Raw genomic sequence first — 18,502 nt, forward strand, 5'->3', positions numbered from 1 at the left:
CAAGACGCTCGGCTGGGATACCCCAGCCGAGCGTCTACGTGATCTACTCACCGTCTGAAACCAAGCGGTGTTGCGACGACCCCTTGAACCCAAGAGCGATCCCGGGGGCCTTCGTCGTTCCAGCGCGCCGAGCGATCAGCCGCTGAACTCCTCCTGGCTCCTGTGCGCCTGCTCCAGCAGGGTCTGCACGCCGGCCAGCTCGGACTCCAGCTTGGCGGTCCTGGAGGCGTTGCCGGCCGCGCGGGCCTTGTCCAGGTCGGCCTGGAGCTTGTCGGCCTTCGCCTGGAACAGGCCCACCATGCCGGCCGCGCGGGCCTTGGCCTCCGGGTTGGAGCGCTTCCACTCGGCCTCCTCGGCCTCGCGGATGGCCCGCTCGACCGTGTTCAGCCGGCCGTCCAGCTTCGGACGGATCTCGCGCGGCACGTGCCCGATGGCCTCCCAGCGCTCGTTGACCTCGCGCAGCGCGGCCTTGGCGGCCTTGAGGTCGGTGATCGGCAGGATCGCCTCGGCCTCGGCGGCCAGCGCCTCCTTGAGCTTCTGGTTCTCCACCTGCTCGGCGTCCCGCTCGCTGAACACGGCGGAACGGGCCTGGAAGAAGACGTCCTGGGCGCCGCGGAACCGCGCCCACAGCTCGTCCTCGATGTCCCGCTGGGCCCGGCCGGCGGCCTTCCAGCGCGCCATCAGGTCGCGGTAGGAGGCCGCGGTGCTGCCCCACTCCGTGGACGAGGACAGCGCCTCGGCCTCGGTGACCAGCGCCTCCTTGGTCTGCCGGGCCCTCTCGCGCTCGGCGTCCAGGGTGGCGAAGTGCGCCTTGCGGTGCTTGGAGAAGACCGAGCGGGCGTGCGAGAAGCGGTGCCACAGCTCGTCGTCGCTCTTGCGGTCCAGCCGCGGCAGGCCCTTCCAGGTGTCCACCAGGGCGCGCAGCCGGTCCCCGGCCTCCCGCCACTGGGTGGACTCGGCGAGCTGCTCGGCCTCGGAGACCAGGGCCTCCTTGGCCGCGCGGGCCTCGTCCTGGGCCTTGGCGCGAGCGGCCTTGCGCTCCTCGCGCCGGCTCTCGATCTCGCCGGTGAGCGTGTCCAGCCGCTTGGCCAGGCCCTCCAGGTCTCCGACCGCGTGCCCCTCGACGACCTGGGCGCGCAGGTGCTCCAGCGCGGTCAGGGCGTCCTTGGCGGCCAGGTCGGTGGTGCGCACCCGCTTCTCCAGCAGGCCGATCTCCACCTCGATGCCCTGGTACTTGCGCTCGAAGTAGGCGAGGGCCTCCTCGGGCGAGCCGGCCTGCCAGGAACCGACGACGCGTTCGCCGTCGGCCGTCCTGACGTAGACCGTGCCCTGCTCGTCCACACGGCCCCACGGGTCGCTGCTCATAGCGCGTCCTCCACATGACGTCGCGCCCGCGCCGGGGCGGCGCGCGTCCGTCGTCCACAGTTGATGTGCGACGGACCGAAAGAGTCCGCCGTCCCCGTCCGCCGTGCCTTGCTGCCGAGGGTGACGGCTAGGCGGGTGCGGGCACCCTATACAACGCCAACATAGGCGACCAGGACCGGTGCTGTCCGCATCCGGGCCGGGCGATTTCGGTCCGGGGCCCTGCGGGGGTGGCGCGCACGCCGCCCCCACAGGGCCCCGGGATTGGTCAACCCTTGGCCACCGTAACGGAGTTGAAGGTGACGTCGGCCATCGGGTGGCCGTCCGACGAGCCCTCCAGGGTGCCCGCGGCGGCGATCTTCTGCACCACGTCCAGGCCGTCGGTGATCTTGCCGAAGGGGGTGTAGTTCGGCGGCAGCTTGGTGTCCTTGTAGACCAGGAAGAACTGGCTGCCGTTGGTGCCCGGGCCGGAGTTGGCCATCGCCACGGTGCCGGCCGGGTAGGTCGCGCCGGCCAGGTTCTCGTCCGCGAACTTGTAGCCGGGGCCGCCGGTGCCGCCCGGGACGGTCGCGCTGGCGGTCGGGTCGCCGCACTGGAGCACGAAGATGCCGTCGGTGGTGAGGCGGTGGCACTTGGTGTGGTCGAAGTACTTCTCGCCGGCCAGGAAGGCGAAGGAGTTCACCGTGTGCGGGGCCTTGGCCGCGTCCAGCGCGACCGTCACCTTGCCGCAGTTGCTGTCCAGCGTCATGGCGTACGAGCCGCCCGCGTCGATCGCCATGGCCGGCTCGGCCTGCCACTGCTTGCCGTTGGGCGCGCCCGGCGCCGGGGCGGCGCAGCCCTCGACCGGCTTGCGGGTCGGGGTGCTCGGCTCCTCCGTGCTGGTCGGAGCGGCCTGGGCGCTGTTCGCCTTCTTGTCGGCCTTGTCGTCCGAGCTGAACGCGCCGGTGGCGATCAGGGTGCCACCGCCGGCCAGTACCACGACGGCGAGCGAGGTGCCCAGGATCGTGTTGCGCCGCCTGCGCGCGGCCTCGGCCGCGACCCGGCGCTCCAACTGGCGCTCGTACTTGTCTCGGGCGAGCTGCCGCCGCCGCTGTTCGCTGCTGACCACCGGCCGTGTCTCCTACGGATGTGCGGGAAAAGTGGATGGATTCCGGAGCGGATCATCGCATCCCTCGGCGGCCAAGTGTAGGGACCGGGCCTGTAAGAACCCGGTGAACCTGCCGGGCCGCGGCGCTCCGTCACCCCTATCTGGTTCGCAACCGGACCCGGGGCGCCGGTAGGCTGCACCTACATCACCACTGGCAGCGATCACCACTGGTAGCCGCCGCAGCCGCCCGCCGCACACCCGAAGGACGCGCGTGTTCATCGCCGGATTCCCCGCTGGAGCCTGGGGCACCAACTGCTACCTGGTCGCTCCGGCGGCGGGTGAGGAGTGCGTCATCGTCGATCCCGGCCACCAGGCGGCCCGCGGCGTCGAGGAACTGGTCCGTGAGCACCGGCTGAAGCCCGTCGCCGTGCTGCTCACCCACGGCCACATCGACCACGTGGCCTCGGTGGTCCCGGTCTGCGGAGCCCGCGGCGTCCCGGCCTGGATCCACCCCGAGGACCGGTACATGATGTCCGACCCGGAGAAGGCGCTCGGCCGCGCCCTGGGCACCCAGCTGATGGGCGAGCTCACCGTCGGCGAACCCGACGACGTGCGCGAGCTCACCGACGGCAGCGTGCTGGAGCTGGCCGGCCTGCAGCTCACCGTGGACCACGCCCCGGGCCATACCGGGGGGTCGGTGACCTTCCGGACGCCCGGTGCCGAGGACCTCCCCCCGGTGCTGTTCTCGGGCGACCTGCTGTTCGCCGGCTCCATCGGGCGTACCGACCTCCCGGGCGGGGACAGCGAGGCGATCATGAACTCGCTGGCCCGGGTGTGCCTGCCCCTCGACGACTCCACCGTGGTCCTCTCCGGCCACGGCGGTCAGACCACCATCGGCCGCGAGCGCGCCACCAACCCCTACCTCCGACAGGCAGCGGGGGCGGCCGGCGCCCCGGCTTTCCCGCGACGAGGAATGTGACGGAAGAGAAGTTGAGCACCTTCACCGCCCCCAAGGGCACCTACGACCTGCTGCCCCCCAGCTCCGCGACCTTCCTGGCGATCCGCGAGCGCATCGCCGCGCCCGCCCGCCGGGCCGGTTACGGCTACGTCGAGACCCCGGTCTTCGAGGACGTGAAGCTGTTCTCCCGCGGCGTCGGCGAGTCCACCGACATCGTCTCCAAGGAGATGTACACCCTCACCACCAAGGGCGGCGACGAGCTGGCGCTGCGCCCCGAGGGCACCGCCTCCGTGCTGCGCGCCGCCCTCCAGGCCAACCTGCACAAGCAGGGCAACCTGCCGGTCAAGCTCTGGTACTCCGGCTCGTACTACCGCTACGAGCGCGCCCAGAAGGGCCGCTACCGCCAGTTCTCCCAGGTCGGTGCCGAGGCGATCGGCGCCGAGGACCCGGCCCTGGACGCCGAGCTGATCATCCTGGCCGACGACGCCTTCCGCTCGCTGGGCCTGAGCGACTACTCGCTGCTGCTCAACAGCCTCGGCGACAAGCAGTGCCGCCCGGTCTACCGCGCCGCCCTGATCGAGTTCCTCTCGGGCCTGGACCTGGACGAGGACACCCGCCGCCGCGCCGAGATCAACCCGCTGCGCGTCCTGGACGACAAGCGCGAGGCGGTGCAGGCCCAGCTCACCGACGCCCCGATGCTGCGCGACTTCCTCTGCGAGGAGTGCAAGGCGTACGACGAGAAGGTCCGCGAGCTGCTCACCGCCAACGGTGTCGCCTTCGTCGACGACCCCAAGCTGGTCCGCGGCCTGGACTACTACACCCGCACCACCTTCGAGTTCGTGCACAACGGCCTCGGCGCCCAGTCCGCGATCGGTGGCGGCGGCCGTTACGACGGCCTGTCCGAGATGATCGGCGGCCCCGCGCTGCCGTCCGTCGGCTGGGCCCTCGGCGTGGACCGCACCTACCTGGCCCTGGAGGCCGAGGGCGTGGACCTCGACCTGCCGGCCGCCACCTCCGTCTACGCCGTCGCGCTCGGCGAGGAGGCCAAGAACACCCTGTTCGCCAAGGTGGTCGAGCTGCGCCGGGCCGGCGTGGCCACCGACCTCGCCTTCGGCGTCAAGAGCATCAAGAACGCCATGAAGTCCGCCGACCGGTCCGGCGCCCGCTTCGCCCTGATCGCCGGGGACCGGGACCTCGCCGAGGGCGTCGTCCAGCTCAAGGACATGAGCACCGGCGAGCAGACCCCCGTCGCCCTCGACGCACTCGTCACCACCCTGAAGGAGAAGCAGCTGTGATCCGCACGCACGACGCGGGCACGCTCCGCCCGGAGCACGCAGGCACCACCGTCACCCTGGCCGGCTGGGTCGCCCGCCGCCGCGACCACGGCGGCGTCGCCTTCATCGACCTGCGCGACGCCTCCGGCACCGTGCAGATCGTGGTCCGCGACCTCGACTCGGTGCACGGCCTTCGCGCCGAGTACTGCGTCAAGGTCGTCGGCGACGTCCGGGTCCGCCCCGAGGGCAACGAGAACCCGGACATCCCGACCGGCGCGGTCGAGGTCGTCGTCAGCGAGATCGAGGTGCTCTCCGAGGCCGCCCCGCTGCCCTTCCCGGTCGCCGAGTACGAGCCGGGCACGGTCAACGAGGAGGTCCGGCTGCGCTACCGCTACCTGGACCTGCGCCGCGAGGGCCCGGCCAAGGGCCTGCGCCTGCGCTCCAAGGTCAACAACATCATCCGCCGGGTGATGGAGGAGAACGACTACCTCGACATCGAGACGCCGTACCTCACCCGCTCCACCCCCGAGGGCGCCCGCGACTTCCTGGTCCCGGTCCGCCTCCAGCCCGGCCACTGGTACGCCCTGCCGCAGTCGCCCCAGCTGTTCAAGCAGCTGCTGATGGTGGCCGGCATGGAGCGCTACTACCAGATCGCCCGCTGCTTCCGCGACGAGGACTTCCGCGCCGACCGCCAGCCGGAGTTCACCCAGCTGGACATCGAGGCCTCGTTCGTCGACCAGGAGGACATCCTGGCCCTCGGCGAGAAGATCATCGGCGCCGTCTGGCGCGAGGTCCACGGCTACGAGATCCCGAACCCGCTGCCGCGGATGACCTACGCGGACGCCATGGGCCGCTACGGCTCGGACAAGCCGGACGTCCGCTTCGGCCAGGAGCTCACCGACCTGACCGAGTACTTCAAGGGCACCGAGTTCCGCGTCTTCCAGGCCCCGTACGTCGGTGCCGTGGTCATGCCCGGCGGCGCCTCGCAGCCGCGCAAGCAGCTGGACGCCTGGCAGGACTGGGCCAAGGCGCGCGGCGCCAAGGGCCTCGCCTACGTCCTCATCGACGCCGAGACCGGCGAGCTGCGCGGCCCGGTCGCCAAGAACCTCTCCGAGGAGCACCTGGCCGGCCTCGCCGCCGCCGCCGGCGCCAAGAACGGCGACGCGGTCTTCTTCGCTGCCGGCAAGGAGCGCGCCTCGCAGGAGCTGCTCGGCGCCGCCCGCCTGGAGATCGGCCGCCGCTGCGAGCTGATCGACGAGTCGAAGTGGGCCTTCCTCTGGGTCGTCGACTTCCCGATGTTCGAGCCGATCGAGGACGACAAGGGCCAGTTCCAGGGCTGGCACGCGGTGCACCACCCGTTCACCGCCCCGACCGCGGAGTCGCTGGCCACCTTCGACACCGACCCGGGCTCGGCCCTGTCCAACGCCTACGACCTGGTCCTCAACGGCTCGGAGCTGGGCGGCGGTTCGATCCGTATCCACCAGCGCGACGTGCAGAAGCGGGCGTTCGACGCGATCGGCCTCTCCGAGGAGGAGGCGGCCTCGCAGTTCGGCTTCCTGCTGGACGCCTTCAACTACGGCCCGCCGCCGCACGGTGGTGTCGCCTTCGGCCTGGACCGCATCGTCACGCTGCTGGGCGGGTACGACACCATCCGGGACGTCATCGCCTTCCCGAAGACGTCCACCGGTGGCGACCCGCTGACCGGCGCCCCGACCCCGATCACCCCGGCACAGCGCCGCGAGGCCGGCGTGGACGCCCAGCCGAAGGTCCGCGAGGACGCCAAGGGCGAGGCTCAGCCCAAGTCCTGACGTCGCGTCATCCGCTAACCTGCAACGGCCCCGGACGGCTCACCCGCCGTCCGGGGCCGGTCCACAACGATGTGTGACACAGGGAGGGTTGACTCAATGAAGGTCACAACCAGGGTCGAATGTCCGGACGATGCCCCGGCGACCAGACGCGTCCACATGGCCGCGTTCCCCGGCCCGGACGAGGCCGACCTGGTGGACGCGCTGCGCCGCGATCCCGCCTGGCTGCCCGGGCTGTCCGTGGTGGCGGTCGACGGGGCCGGGCTGGTGATCGGCCACGCGCTGCTGACCCGGCTGCGGGTCGGCGACGGCAGAGGGCTGGCGCTCGCGCCGGTCGCGGTGGCGCCCGAGTGGCAGCGCCGGGGCGTCGGCGAGCTGGTCGTCCGGGCCGCGCTGGCGGCGGCCGAGGAGGCGGGCGAGAAGCTCGTGGTCGTCCTCGGCGATCCGGAGTACTACGGCCGGTTCGGCTTCGCGCCGGCCGGGCGGCACGAGGTCACCGGCCCGTTCGAGGTGCCGGAGGAGTACTTCCAGGCGCTGCCGCTGGCGGCGTACGACGGTGCCCCGCGCGGGCTCTGCCGCTACCCCGAGCCCTTCGTCTCCGTCTAGTCGGTACCCCGAGTACCCCGAGTACCCCGAGTGCCTCCCCCTCGGGCGCCTCTCCCGGGGCCGGTCCACGAGACCGGCCCGGTCGCCACGGCCCCGCCGACCTGCGGATCCGGCCCCCGGCGCCTACGGTGAGTGCTCATCAGCATTCGACCGAACGGAGGACCCGAGGGTGGCCGAGCAGCAGCGGACCAGGCAACCGGAGAAACTGGCCAGGAAGCCGTACGAGCGGGAGCTGCTGCGGCTCCAGCAGGAGCTGGTGAAGCTCCAGGAGTGGGTGCGGGTCGAGGGCGCCCGGCTGGTGGTGGTCTTCGAGGGGCGCGACGCCGCGGGGAAGGGCGGAGCGATCCAGCGGGTGACGGAGTACCTGAACCCGCGCATCGCCCGGGTCGCGGCACTGCCCACGCCGACCGAACGGCAGAAGACCCAGTGGTACTTCCAGCGGTACGTCGAGCACCTGCCGGCCGCCGGGGAGATCGTGCTGTTCGACCGCAGCTGGTACAACCGCGCGGGCGTCGAGCGCGTGATGGGCTTCTGCACCGACGAGGAGTACTGGCAGTTCCTGCACCAGTGCCCGACCTTCGAGCGGATGCTGATCGAGTCGGGCATCCTGCTGCGCAAGTACTGGTTCTCGGTGAGCGACACCGAGCAGGAGCGGCGCTTCCGGGGCCGGTTGGAGGACCCGATGAAGCGCTGGAAGCTCTCCCCGATGGACGTCGAGTCGATCACCCGCTGGGAGGACTACTCGAGGGCCAAGGACGAGATGTTCCTCCACACCGACATCCCGGACTCGCCCTGGCACGTGGTGGAGAGCGACGACAAGCGCCGGGCCCGGATCAACATGATCGCCCACCTGCTGAGCACGGTGCCCTACCAGGAGATCAAGGTGCCGCAGATCAAGCTGCCGCCCCGCCCAGCGTCGAGCGGCTACCAGCGGTCCCCGCGCGACCTGCAGAAGTTCGTCCCGGACCACGCTGCCGGGCTCGGCTAGCCGGTCGACGGGCCGACGGGCCGACGGGCCGTCGGGCTCTCGGGCTCTCGGGCCGTCGGGCCGGACAGCGGGGCGGAGCCTCGGCGGGTCGTCCGAACGGACGCGTGGCGTTGCCGCCGTCCGGACCGGGCCGTGCGATGGACGTGCCACCCCGGCGCGGGCGCCCGACCCGGCGCCCGCCGGACGTCAGGAGACCCGCCCATGTACGTGCGCACCGGCTACTTCACCGGCGACCCGGCCCGCCTCGGCCGAACCCTCGACGGCTTCGTCGCGGAGGCCGTCGGCCTGCTCTCCGCCGAGCCCGGATACCGGGGCTACGGGCTCTTCGCCAACCGCGAGCTGGGGGTCTTCACCATGGGCTCGTGGTGGGACACCGCCCAGGCCGAGCGCGACAGCGACGCGAAGCTGGGCGCGCGGCGCGGCGAGCTGCTGACCCCGTTCGCCGGCACGGCGGCCGTCGACGTCTGGGAGGCGGCGGTCTTCGCACCGCCCGGCGAGGGTGGGCCGGGGGCCCGGTTCCGGCTGGTCCGGGCCGACTTCGACCCCGCCTCGGCCGACCGGCTGGTCGAGCTGTTCCGGGAGCAGGCCCTGCCCAACCTGGAGCGGATGGACGGCTTCGTGGGCGGCGCCCTGCTGATCCAGCGGGACCGGGGCCGGGCCTCGGTGGGGACGATCTTCCGGGACCAGGCCACCTCCGCGGCCTCCCGCACCGCGCAGGCCGAGGCGCGGGCCAGGGTCACCGCGGCGGCCGGCGTGTCGGTGCGGTCGCTGGAGGAGTTCGACGTCGTCCAGCTGGACCGGCGCCCGCCGAGGTAGCCGCGAGCCGCGGGAGCCGGGCGCCCCGGCCGCCGTCGCGCCCCGGCCGCCGTGCGCCCCGCCGCCGCGCGGCCGTGGCCGCCCGCCGAGGAACGGGCTGTCCGACGCCTCGCATAGGCTTCCGGTGTGGACGAACCGGACCTCTTCACCGCCGCAGCCGAGGAACGCCAGGCCAGGGAGCCCGGCCGGGCGCCCCTGGCCGTACGGATGCGTCCGCGCACCCTGGACGAGGTGGCCGGGCAGCGGCAGCTGCTGAAGCCCGGCTCGCCGCTGCGCCGGCTGGTCGCGGGCTCGCGCGGCCCGGCGGCGACCAGCTCGGTGATCCTCTGGGGGCCGCCCGGCACCGGCAAGACCACCCTGGCGCACGTGATCAGCCAGGCGGTCGAGGGCCGCTTCGTCGAGCTGTCCGCGATCACCGCCGGGGTCAAGGAGGTCCGGGCGGTGATCGACGGCGCCCGGCGGGCGGTCGGGATGTCCGGCCGCGAGACGGTGCTCTTCCTGGACGAGATCCACCGCTTCTCCAAGGCCCAGCAGGACTCGCTGCTGCCGGCCGTGGAGAACCGCTGGGTCACCCTGATCGCGGCGACGACGGAGAACCCGTACTTCTCGGTGATCTCCCCGCTGCTGTCCCGCTCGCTGCTGCTCACCCTGGAGTCGCTGACCGACGAGGACATCCGGGCGCTGCTGCGCCGCGCGGTGGCCGACGAGCGCGGCCTGGAGGGCGCGCTGGAGCTGTCCGCGGAGGCCGAGGACCACCTGGTGCGGCTGGCCGGCGGGGACGCCCGGCGGGCGCTCACCACCCTGGAGGCGGCGGCCGGGGCGGCGCTGGAGAAGGGCGAGTCGAGCATCACGCTGGCCACCACCGAGACGGCGGTCAACCAGGCGGCGGTGCGCTACGACAAGGACGGCGACCAGCACTACGACGTGGCGAGCGCGCTGATCAAGTCGATCCGCGGCAGCGACGTGGACGCCACCCTGCACTACCTGGCCCGGATGATCGAGGCGGGGGAGGACCCGCGGTTCATCGCCCGCCGGCTGATGATCTCGGCCAGCGAGGACGTCGGCCTGGCCGACCCGACGGCCCTGCAGACGGCGGTGGCGGCGGCCCAGGCGGTGGCCCTGATCGGCTTCCCGGAGGCCCGGATCATCCTCTCCCAGGCGGCCATCGCACTGGCCCTGGCGCCCAAGTCCAACGCCGCCTACCTGGCGATCGACGCGGCGCTGGCGGACGTCCGGCAGGGCCTGGCGGGCGCCGTCCCGTCCCACCTGCGGGACGCGCACTACGGCGGCGCGGGCAAGCTCGGCCACGGCAAGGGCTACCAGTACCCGCACGACCTGCCGGAGGGCATCGCCACCCAGCAGTACGCGCCGGACGCCGTGCACGGCCGGGAGTACTACCAGCCGACCAGGCGCGGCGGCGAGGCCCGGTACGCGGACGTGGTGGAGTGGACGCGCGGGCGGCTGCGGGGGGAGCGCAGGAGCGAGAAGCAGGCCGACCGCAAGCCCGACCCGAAGCCGGACCCGAAGGCCGACCGCAAGCCCGACTCGAAGCCCGACCGGAAGCCCGGGGAAGAAGCCGACTGATCGACGGCTATACTCGATCGGAGTGCCATGTCCCGGGACGGCGGCGGGGGAGACCCCACCGACCGGCCGCACCAGCGGGGCATCGGCGGTAGGCCTCCCCCGGGAGGCCCGCACCAGGAGCGTCGCGCACCGTTTCGGTGTCGCGGACGGCCCGGCTTCCGGGCCCTTCGTGTGACCAGCACATCTCGTGCCCGGCTCCGGAGAGCGGCTGATCCCATCGCGCAGGCGGCGGGGTTTTCTCCGGGTCGCGACATGCGACCTCCGTCAACACCTGGTGAAGCCGTATTCGTAAGCAAGGAAGGTTTGGTTCATGGCGAACCAGAAGCGTCCCAAGGTCAAGATCGCGCGCGCGCTCGGTGTGCCGCTGACCCCGAAGTCCGTCAAGTACTTCGAGGCCCGCCCGTACCCGCCCGGCCAGCACGGCCGTGGCCGCAAGCAGAACTCGGACTACAAGGTCCGTCTGCTCGAGAAGCAGCGTCTTCGCGCCCAGTACGACCTGAGCGAGAAGCAGCTGTCGCGTGCGTTCGACCGCGCGAAGAAGGCCGAGGGCAAGACCGGTGAGGCGCTCGTCGCCGAGCTGGAGACCCGTCTGGACTCGCTGGTGCTGCGTTCGGGCATCGCCCGCACCATCTACCAGGCCCGCCAGATGGTCGTCCACGGCCACATCGAGGTCAACGGTGGCAAGGTCAACAAGCCGTCGTTCCAGATGAAGCCGGGCTTCGTGGTGACCGTCCGCGAGCGCTCCAAGGAGAAGGTCCCCTTCCAGGTCGCCCGTGAGGGTGGCTACGCGGGTGAGGGCCAGACCCCGAAGTACCTCGAGGTCAACCTGAAGGCCCTGGCCTTCCGCCTGGACCGTGCGCCGCAGCGCAAGGAGGTCCCGGTGATCTGTGACGAGCAGCTGGTCGTCGAGTACTACTCGCGCTGACCCGGCTTCGCTCTTCGCGAACACCAGCGAGCCCCCGTCGCCTTTCGAGGCGGCGGGGGCTCGTCCCGTTCTTCCCCGGTGTCGCCGTGCGCCGCCGTCAGACGCTCTCGCCGGTCATCGCGGCGGCCAGCCGCAGGTGCGGGCGGGCCTCCTCGGCGCGGCCCTGGCGCTCCAGGGTGCGGCCGAGCATCAGCCGGGCGTAGTCCTCGGCCGGGTCGGCCTCCAGGATCCGCAGCAGTTCGGCCTCGGCGCGGCGGAGCTGGGCCGAGTGGAAGTAGCTGCGGGCCAGCAGCATCCGGACGGAGAGGTTGGTCGGCTCCTCGGCCAGCACGCCTTCGAGCGTGCGGGCGGCGTCGGTGTACGCCTTGGAGTCGAAGTAGAACTTCGCCATGCGGTACTCGTCGGCGGTGTTGTAGAGGGCCATCGTATTTCCTTCCGGGCAGTTCCTTGCCTCCTCAAGCAATCGGCAAGTTTCAACTATTCCGCACCCGCGAGGAGGCCGGCGCGGGCGGCGCCGCGCGGGGGCCCGGCGCCGGTTCCGGGCCCTCCGTCGAGCCCCCGCCGCCGAGCGCCCTGGTGACCGCCGCGTCCAGGTCCAGCCGGGCGCCGGCCTCGTAGCACTCCTCGTACTCCCGGGTGGTCAGCCCGGCCCGGGCCCGCTCGGAGCACTCCCGGTGCGGGCCGAAGAAGTTCCGCGAGCCCAGGAACGGGTTGCCGACCGTGCGCCAGATCCGGTGCGCGGCCCCCTGCAGCACCCGGGCCTCGCGCAGGTCGCCCGGCCGGCCCGGTCTGCTCGGCTCGGTCTCCAGCAGCGCCAGCAGGTCGATGCCCAGCACGATGCCGAGCAGGTCGCGGAAGAGGTGGTTCAGCCGCACGCACTCCCGGGCCAGCGCCCGGGCGGGCTGCACGGCGCCGTCCAGCCAGTGCGAGTACGCCATCGCGTAGAGCACGTACCCGTAGGCCCACTGCTCGCCGTGCTCCTCGCACAGCTCGCGGGCCTGGCCGAACCAGAGCTCGCCGCTGTCCAGGTCGCCCTGGAAGAGGTGGGCCAGGCCCAGCTCCAGCATGGCCATCACCACGTTGCTGTTGAGCTCGCCGATGGTCCGGTAGTGCCAGAGCGCCTCCTCGAACAGTTCGGCGGCCCGGTCGGGGTCGTCGCCGACCAGGGCGACGCAGCCCTGGCGGTGGACGGCGTAGGCCAGCGCGCGGTCGTCGCCGGTGTCCAGGGCCTGCCGGCGGCACTCCTCCAGGGCCGGGCGGGCGAAGCCGAGGTCGCCCTGGAGGGTGGCCGTGTAGCCGGTCACCCAGAGGGCCTTGGCCCGGGCCTCGGTGGGTTCGCGGTCCAGCGCGAGCGCGCGGTCCAGCCAGTGCCGGCCCTCGCCGAGGTGGCCGCAGCCGATCCAGTAGAACCAGAGCGTGCCGGCCAGCAGCAGGGCGACCTGTTCCTCGCCGGGCTCGGAGAGGCAGAACTCCAGCGCCGCGCGCAGGTCGGCGTGGGCGAGCGCGGTGCGCTCGGCGGTCTCCGCCTGCCGGGGGCCGAACCACTCGACCTCGCCCCAGGCGGCGACGCCCAGGTACCAGTCCCGGTGGCGGCGCAGCAGCCGCGGCTCCTCGCCGGCGGCGCGCAGCCACTGACCGCCGTACTCGCTCAGGGTGTCCAGCAGCCGGAAGCGCACGCCGAAGGAGCTGTCCTCGCTCAGCACCACGGACTTGGCGACCAGCTCGTCGAGCAGGTCGAGGACCTCCTCGGCCTCGATGCCCTCGCCGGCGCAGACGTACTCGGCGGCCTCCAGGTCGAAACCGCCGGCGAAGACCGACAGGCGGGCCCAGAGTAAACGTTCCTGCACGGTGCACAGCTCATGGCTCCAGCCGATCGTGGTGCGCAGCGTCTGGTGCCTGGGCAGAGCCGTCCGGGAGCCGCCGGTGAGCAGCCGGAAGCGGTCGTCCAGCCGGGCGGTGACCTGCTCCACCGACAGCGCGCGGAGCCGGCCGGCGGCCAGTTCCAGGGCCAGCGGGATGCCGTCCAGCCGGCGGCAGAGCAGCGCGACCGCCTCCGCGTTGGCCTCCGTCACCGCGAAGGAGGGAAGCACCGCCCGGGCCCGCTCGGCGAACAGCCGTACCGCGTCCGGCAGCGCGTCCGGCAGCGCTTGCGGCAGCGCGCCCGGCCGCACCGGGCCGACCGGCAGCGGCGCGAGCGGCAGCAGGTGCTCGCCGGAGGCCCGCAGCGCGGTGCGGCTGGTGGTCAGCAGCCGCAGGCCGGGGAGCGCCCGCAGCAGCGCGTCGGCCAGCTCGGCGCACGCCTCCACCAGGTGCTCGCAGCCGTCCAGCACCAGCAGCGGGCGCCGCCCCGCCAGCCGCTCGGTCAGGACGTCCAGCGGCGGACGGGCGGTGTCGTCGGTGAGGTGCAGCGCCTCCAGGACGGCGTGGCCGAGCAGCAGCCGGTCCTGCACCGGGGCCACGTCCACCAGCCACGTGCCGTCCGGGAAGGCGCCGGCCGCCCGGGCCGCGGCGCGCAGGGCCAGCCGGCTCTTGCCCACGCCGCCCGGCCCGGTGACGGTCACCAGCCGGGCCGAGGACAGCAGCGCGGCCAGGGCGGCCAGCTCCTCCTGCCGCCCGACGAAGCCGGTCAGCTCGGCCGGCAGCCGGCCGGGCCCCGGCTCGTGCGGCCGCGGCTCGTGCGGCCCGGCCGCGGGCCCCCCGGGTCGCGCTCTCCAGTCCCCGGCCAAAGGCTGCTCCCCGTGCTCCAGGCCGGACCGGTCGAGGTCCGGACGTGCGTCGGGCCGTACGGGCGACGGCCTGCCAGGCAGAACGAGGTGACCGATCGGTAGGTTACGCGCGCGGATCGCACACCCGACCGGATCGCCGGGGAAAGAACCCGGTCCGGAAACGGAGCCCGGGCGCGATAGGGTTCCCTTCGAAGAACTGCAAGGCGAGGGAGCGCGCAAAGGTGTCCGTGGGAGAGCTGGCCGGATTGCTCGTCGCCGTGTTCTGGGCGGTCCTGGTCACCCTGCTCGCCGTGGTGCTGGTCCGCCTCTCCCGGGTGCTCAAGGAAGCCGCGGTCCTGGTCTCCGCGGTCACCGAACAGGCCGTTCCGCTGCTGACCGACGCGGGCGCCGCGGTGCGCAGCGCCAACGAGCAGCTGGAGCGGGTGGACGAGATCACCGCCAACGTGCAGGACGCCGCCGCCAACGCCAACGCGCTCTCCTCCACCGTGGCCGCCACCCTGGGCGGACCGCTGGTGAAGGTCGCGGCGTTCAGCTACGGCGTGCGCAAGGCCGTCGCCCGGCAGCAGGGCGGTCCGCCGCCGGTGCCGGCGCAGGCCGGCGAGCGCGAGGAGCTGGCCCGGCTGATCCGGGCCGAGGTGCGCGCCGCGACCGCGCCCAGGAGCGGCCTGTTCTCCCGGGTCCGGCGCGCGGTGAGGGGCTGACGGCATGGCACGCATCTTCTGGATGGCGGTCGGCGCCGGCGCCACCGTCTGGGCCATGAAGAAGGCCAACGAGGCGGCGCAGCGGCTCACCCCCGAGAGCCTCTCCGGCACCGCGGCCCGCGGTGCGCTGCACCTGGGCGACCTGGCCAAGCAGTTCGCCCAGGACGTACGGGCCGGCATGGCCGAGCGCGAGGAGCAGCTGAAGGACGACCTCGGGCTGCACGGCACCGCCGTGGCGGAGCCCCGCGGTGCCCGCCGCGTCCTGCGCGGCGAGCCGCAGTACCGAGCTATCTCGGCGGCGCCCGGTAGCCCGGCCGCCGCCCTGCCCCCGTCCCGCAGCTCCCGTACCACCCCCCAGACCACTGAAGAAACGCCCCGCCGTGCCCTGCCGCCGCGGGGCGGCACCCCGAACCGGAAGGACCACTAATGGAGTCGGCTGAGATCCGCCGCCGCTGGCTGCGCTTCTTCGAGGAGCGCGGCCACACCGTCGTTCCGTCGGCGTCCCTGGTCGCCGACGACCCCACCCTGCTGCTCGTCAACGCCGGCATGGTGCCGTTCAAGCCCTACTTCCTGGGCGAGGTCAAGCCGCAGTTCTCGCGCGCCACCAGCGTCCAGAAGTGCGTGCGCACCCTGGACATCGAGGAGGTCGGGAAGACCACCCGGCACGGCTCCTTCTTCCAGATGTGCGGCAACTTCTCCTTCGGCGACTACTTCAAGGAAGGAGCCATCAAGTTCGCGTGGGAGCTGCTCACCACGCCCGTCGCGGACGGTGGCTACGGCCTGGAGAAGGAGAAGCTCTGGATCACCGTCTACAAGGACGACGACGAGGCCGAGCAGATCTGGCGTGACGTCATCGGCGTGCCCTCGGAGCGCATCCAGCGCCTGGGCATGAAGGACAACTTCTGGTCGATGGGCGTCCCCGGCCCGTGCGGCCCGTGCTCGGAGATCAACTACGACCGCGGCCCCGCGTACGGCGAGGAGGGCGGCCCGGCCGTCAACGGCGAGCGCTACCTGGAGATCTGGAACCTGGTCTTCATGCAGTACGAGCGCGGCCACGGCGACGGGAAGGACGGCTTCGAGATCCTCGGCGACCTGCCGAGCAAGAACATCGACACCGGCCTCGGGCTGGAGCGCCTGGCCGCCATCCTGCAGGACGTCGACAACCTCTTCGAGATCGACACCAGCCGGATGATCCTCGACCGCGCCGCCGAGCTGACGGGCCACACCTACGGCGCCGACCACAAGTCGGACGTCTCGCTGCGCGTGGTCACCGACCACATCCGCACCGCGCTGATGCTCGTCGGCGACGGCGTGACCCCCGGCAACGAGGGCCGCGGCTACGTGCTGCGCCGCATCCTGCGCCGCGCCATCCGCAACATGCGCCTGCTGGGCGCCACCGAGCCGGTGGCCAAGGAGCTGATCGACGTCGCCATCAAGGCGATGGCCCCGCAGTACCCGGAGCTGGAGTCCGACCGCAAGCGCATCGAGACGGTCGTCGTCGGCGAGGAGGTGGCCTTCCTGCAGACGCTGAAGGCGGGCACCAACCTGCTGGACGTCGCGGTCACCGAGACCAAGCAGGCCGGCGGCGCCGTCCTCTCGGGCGAGCAGGCGTTCAAGCTGCACGACACCTACGGCTTCCCGATCGACCTCACCCTGGAGATGGCCGAGGAGCAGGGCCTCCAGGTGGACGAGGCCGGCTTCCGCCGGCTGATGCAGGAGCAGCGCGACCGCGCCAAGGCGGACGCCAAGGCCAAGAAGATGGGCCACGCCGACGTCGCCGCGTACCGCGAGGTCGCCGACAAGTCCGGCGCCAGCGTCTTCACCGGCTACGCCCTGACCGAGGGCGAGGCCACCGTGGTCGGCCTGCTGGTGGACGGCGTTCCGTCGCCGGCCGCCTCCGAGGGCGACGAGGTCGAGATCATCCTCGACCGCACCCCGTTCTACGCCGAGGGCGGCGGCCAGCTCGCCGACCAGGGCCGGATCCGGCTGGAGTCCGGCGCGGTGGTGGAGATCCGCGACGTGCAGCAGCCCGTCCCGGGCGTCATCGTGCACTCCGGCGGGGTGCTGTTCGGCGAGGTCGTGCTGGGCGCCTCGGCGTACGCCACGATCGACATCGAGCGCCGCCGGGCGATCGCCCGCGCCCACTCGGCCACCCACCTGACCCACCAGGCGCTGCGCGACGCGCTCGGCCCGACGGCCGCCCAGGCCGGCTCCGAGAACGCCCCCGGCCGCTTCCGCTTCGACTTCGGCTCGCCCGCCGCCGTTCCCGGCAGCGTGCTGGTCGACGTCGAGCAGAAGATCAACGACGTGCTGGGCCGCGAGCTGGAGGTCACCGCCGAGGTCATGACGATGGACCAGGCCCGCAAGGCCGGCGCCATCGCGATGTTCGGCGAGAAGTACGGCGACGAGGTCCGGGTCGTCACCATCGGCGACTTCTCCAAGGAGCTGTGCGGTGGCACCCACGTCGGCAACACGGCCCAGCTGGGCCTGGTGAAGCTGCTCGGCGAGTCCTCGATCGGCTCCGGCGTGCGCCGCGTGGAGGCGCTGGTCGGCTCCGACGCGTACCGCTTCCTGGCCCGCGAGCACACCGTGGTCTCCCAGCTCACCGAGCTGGTCAAGGGCCGCCCGGAGGAGCTGCCGGAGAAGATCTCGGGCATGCTCGCCAAGCTCAAGGACGCCGAGAAGGAGATCGAGCGCTTCCGCGCCGAGAAGGTGCTGGCCGCCGCGGCGGGCCTGGCCGACTCGGCCGAGGACGTGCACGGCATCGCCGTGGTCGCCGCGCAGGTCGCCGACGGTGTGGGCGCGGACGAGCTGCGCAAGCTGGTCCTGGACGTGCGCGGCCGCCTGGGCTCGCGCCCGGCCGTGGTCGCCGCCTTCACCGTGGCGAACGACCGTCCGCTGACCGTGATCGCCACCAACGAGGACGCCCGCGGCCGTGGCATCAAGGCCGGCGAGCTGGTCCGGACCGCCGCCAAGACCCTCGGCGGCGGCGGTGGCGGCAAGGACGACGTCGCCCAGGGCGGCGGCTCCAACCCGGCCGCGGTCGGCGAGGCCATCGCCGCGGTGCGCGGCCTGGTCGCGGAGCGCGCCAGCTGATGGAGCAGGAGGAGAGGCCCTTCCGGCGTGGGCGGCGGATCGCCGTCGACGTCGGGGACGCCCGGATCGGGGTCGCGTCCTGCGACCCCGACGGGGTGCTCGCCACGCCCGTGGAGACCGTCCCGGCCGGGGTGAAGTCGCAGGCCAGGATCGCCGCCATCGTCGACGAGTACGGCGCGATGGAGGTGATCGTCGGGCTGCCGCGCTCGCTCAGCGGCAAGGAGGGCCCGGCGGCGGAGAAGGTCCGGGCGTACGCGGCCCGGCTGGCCGACCGGCTCTACCCGGTGCCGGTGCGGCTGGTGGACGAGCGGATGTCGACCGTCACCGCGACCCACGGGCTGCGTGCCTCGGGGGTCAAGGCGAAGAAGGGCCGCTCGGTGGTGGACCAGGCCGCCGCGGTGGTGATCCTCCAGACCGCCCTTGAGTCCGAACGGGTGAGCGGACGCCCGCCCGGTGAGAGCGTCGAGGCGGCCGGTTGACCGGTCTGATCTAACGTCCCGTTGAGGGGTCCGTGCGGACGCGTCCGCACGGACCCCTTTTCGTTCGCTTCCGTATCCGTTTTGGATCGATTCAT

The 18,502-nt window shown here is 72.7% G+C and carries 16 protein-coding genes; 12 read left to right on the forward strand and 4 right to left on the reverse strand.

From position 1 onward, the window contains the following. Window positions 1-135: 135 nt before the first annotated feature. Both ACFWP2_RS20640 and ACFWP2_RS20645 read right to left on the reverse strand, forming a co-directional pair. Complete coding sequence (locus ACFWP2_RS20640; RefSeq protein WP_380453319.1) at window positions 136-1,365, reverse strand: DUF349 domain-containing protein; 1,230 nt, start codon at window positions 1,363-1,365, stop codon at window positions 136-138. 265 nt (window positions 1,366-1,630) lie between these two features. Then, window positions 1,631-2,470 carry a peptidylprolyl isomerase gene (locus ACFWP2_RS20645; RefSeq protein WP_380453321.1) on the reverse strand — a complete coding sequence of 280 codons (840 nt, stop codon included), beginning with the start codon at window positions 2,468-2,470 and terminating at the stop codon, window positions 1,631-1,633. 250 nt (window positions 2,471-2,720) lie between these two features. Here ACFWP2_RS20645 and ACFWP2_RS20650 point away from each other — a divergent pair, with 250 nt between their 5' ends. From ACFWP2_RS20650 to rpsD, 8 genes are all read left to right on the forward strand, one after another. Further along, a complete protein-coding gene (locus tag ACFWP2_RS20650; RefSeq protein WP_380453323.1) occupies window positions 2,721-3,428 on the forward strand; it encodes an MBL fold metallo-hydrolase in 708 nt (235 codons plus the stop codon). Window positions 3,429-3,439: 11 nt separating this feature from the next. Next, window positions 3,440-4,702: a histidine--tRNA ligase gene (gene hisS, locus ACFWP2_RS20655; protein WP_380453325.1), complete on the forward strand. Its 1,263-nt coding sequence runs from the start codon at window positions 3,440-3,442 to the stop codon at window positions 4,700-4,702. After that, complete coding sequence (gene aspS / locus ACFWP2_RS20660) at window positions 4,699-6,489, forward strand: aspartate--tRNA ligase (protein WP_380453327.1); 1,791 nt, start codon at window positions 4,699-4,701, stop codon at window positions 6,487-6,489. Before hisS ends, aspS begins: the two co-directional genes overlap by 4 nt. A gap of 96 nt (window positions 6,490-6,585) precedes the next feature. Beyond that, window positions 6,586-7,092, forward strand: coding sequence for a GNAT family N-acetyltransferase (locus ACFWP2_RS20665; RefSeq protein WP_380453329.1), 507 nt, complete (start codon window positions 6,586-6,588; stop codon window positions 7,090-7,092). A 169-nt stretch (window positions 7,093-7,261) separates the two neighbouring features. Next, window positions 7,262-8,080 (forward strand): polyphosphate kinase 2, encoded by an 819-nt coding sequence (gene ppk2, locus ACFWP2_RS20670; protein WP_380453331.1) that lies wholly within the window; start codon window positions 7,262-7,264, stop codon window positions 8,078-8,080. Between the two features lie 201 nt (window positions 8,081-8,281). Next, window positions 8,282-8,896, forward strand: coding sequence for a hypothetical protein (locus ACFWP2_RS20675; protein ID WP_380453333.1), 615 nt, complete (start codon window positions 8,282-8,284; stop codon window positions 8,894-8,896). 126 nt (window positions 8,897-9,022) lie between these two features. Then, window positions 9,023-10,480: a replication-associated recombination protein A gene (locus ACFWP2_RS20680; protein ID WP_380453335.1), complete on the forward strand. Its 1,458-nt coding sequence runs from the start codon at window positions 9,023-9,025 to the stop codon at window positions 10,478-10,480. 310 nt (window positions 10,481-10,790) lie between these two features. Continuing rightward, window positions 10,791-11,405, forward strand: coding sequence for a 30S ribosomal protein S4 (gene rpsD / locus ACFWP2_RS20685; RefSeq protein WP_196952100.1), 615 nt, complete (start codon window positions 10,791-10,793; stop codon window positions 11,403-11,405). Between the two features lie 97 nt (window positions 11,406-11,502). Here the strand turns inward: rpsD and ACFWP2_RS20690 are convergent, their stop codons facing one another. Continuing rightward, a complete protein-coding gene (locus ACFWP2_RS20690; protein ID WP_380453338.1) occupies window positions 11,503-11,829 on the reverse strand; it encodes a tetratricopeptide repeat protein in 327 nt (108 codons plus the stop codon). 49 nt (window positions 11,830-11,878) lie between these two features. Beyond that, entirely contained in the window at window positions 11,879-14,131 is a 2,253-nt protein-coding gene (locus ACFWP2_RS20695) for an ATP-binding protein (protein WP_380453340.1), read from the reverse strand. Window positions 14,132-14,352: 221 nt separating this feature from the next. Between ACFWP2_RS20695 and ACFWP2_RS20700 the strand changes: the two genes are divergently transcribed. Genes ACFWP2_RS20700 through ruvX form a run of 4 tightly spaced genes read left to right on the forward strand, consistent with a single transcriptional unit; the run spans window position 14,353 to window position 18,407 of the window. Continuing rightward, on the forward strand, window positions 14,353-14,832 hold the full coding sequence (locus ACFWP2_RS20700; protein ID WP_380453342.1) for a DUF948 domain-containing protein: 480 nt from the start codon (window positions 14,353-14,355) through the stop codon (window positions 14,830-14,832). A 4-nt stretch (window positions 14,833-14,836) separates the two neighbouring features. Beyond that, window positions 14,837-15,259: a DUF6167 family protein gene (locus ACFWP2_RS20705; RefSeq protein WP_380453344.1), complete on the forward strand. Its 423-nt coding sequence runs from the start codon at window positions 14,837-14,839 to the stop codon at window positions 15,257-15,259. Then, window positions 15,259-17,928: an alanine--tRNA ligase gene (gene alaS, locus ACFWP2_RS20710; RefSeq protein ID WP_380453346.1), complete on the forward strand. Its 2,670-nt coding sequence runs from the start codon at window positions 15,259-15,261 to the stop codon at window positions 17,926-17,928. The genes ACFWP2_RS20705 and alaS overlap by 1 nt, the downstream gene beginning before the upstream one ends. Then, window positions 17,928-18,407: a Holliday junction resolvase RuvX gene (ruvX, locus tag ACFWP2_RS20715; protein WP_380453348.1), complete on the forward strand. Its 480-nt coding sequence runs from the start codon at window positions 17,928-17,930 to the stop codon at window positions 18,405-18,407. The genes alaS and ruvX overlap by 1 nt, the downstream gene beginning before the upstream one ends. The last annotated feature ends 95 nt before the right edge of the window (window positions 18,408-18,502 follow it).

The organism is Kitasatospora sp. NPDC058444 (genome assembly GCF_042721415.1).
GTDB lineage: Bacteria > Actinomycetota > Actinomycetes > Streptomycetales > Streptomycetaceae > Kitasatospora.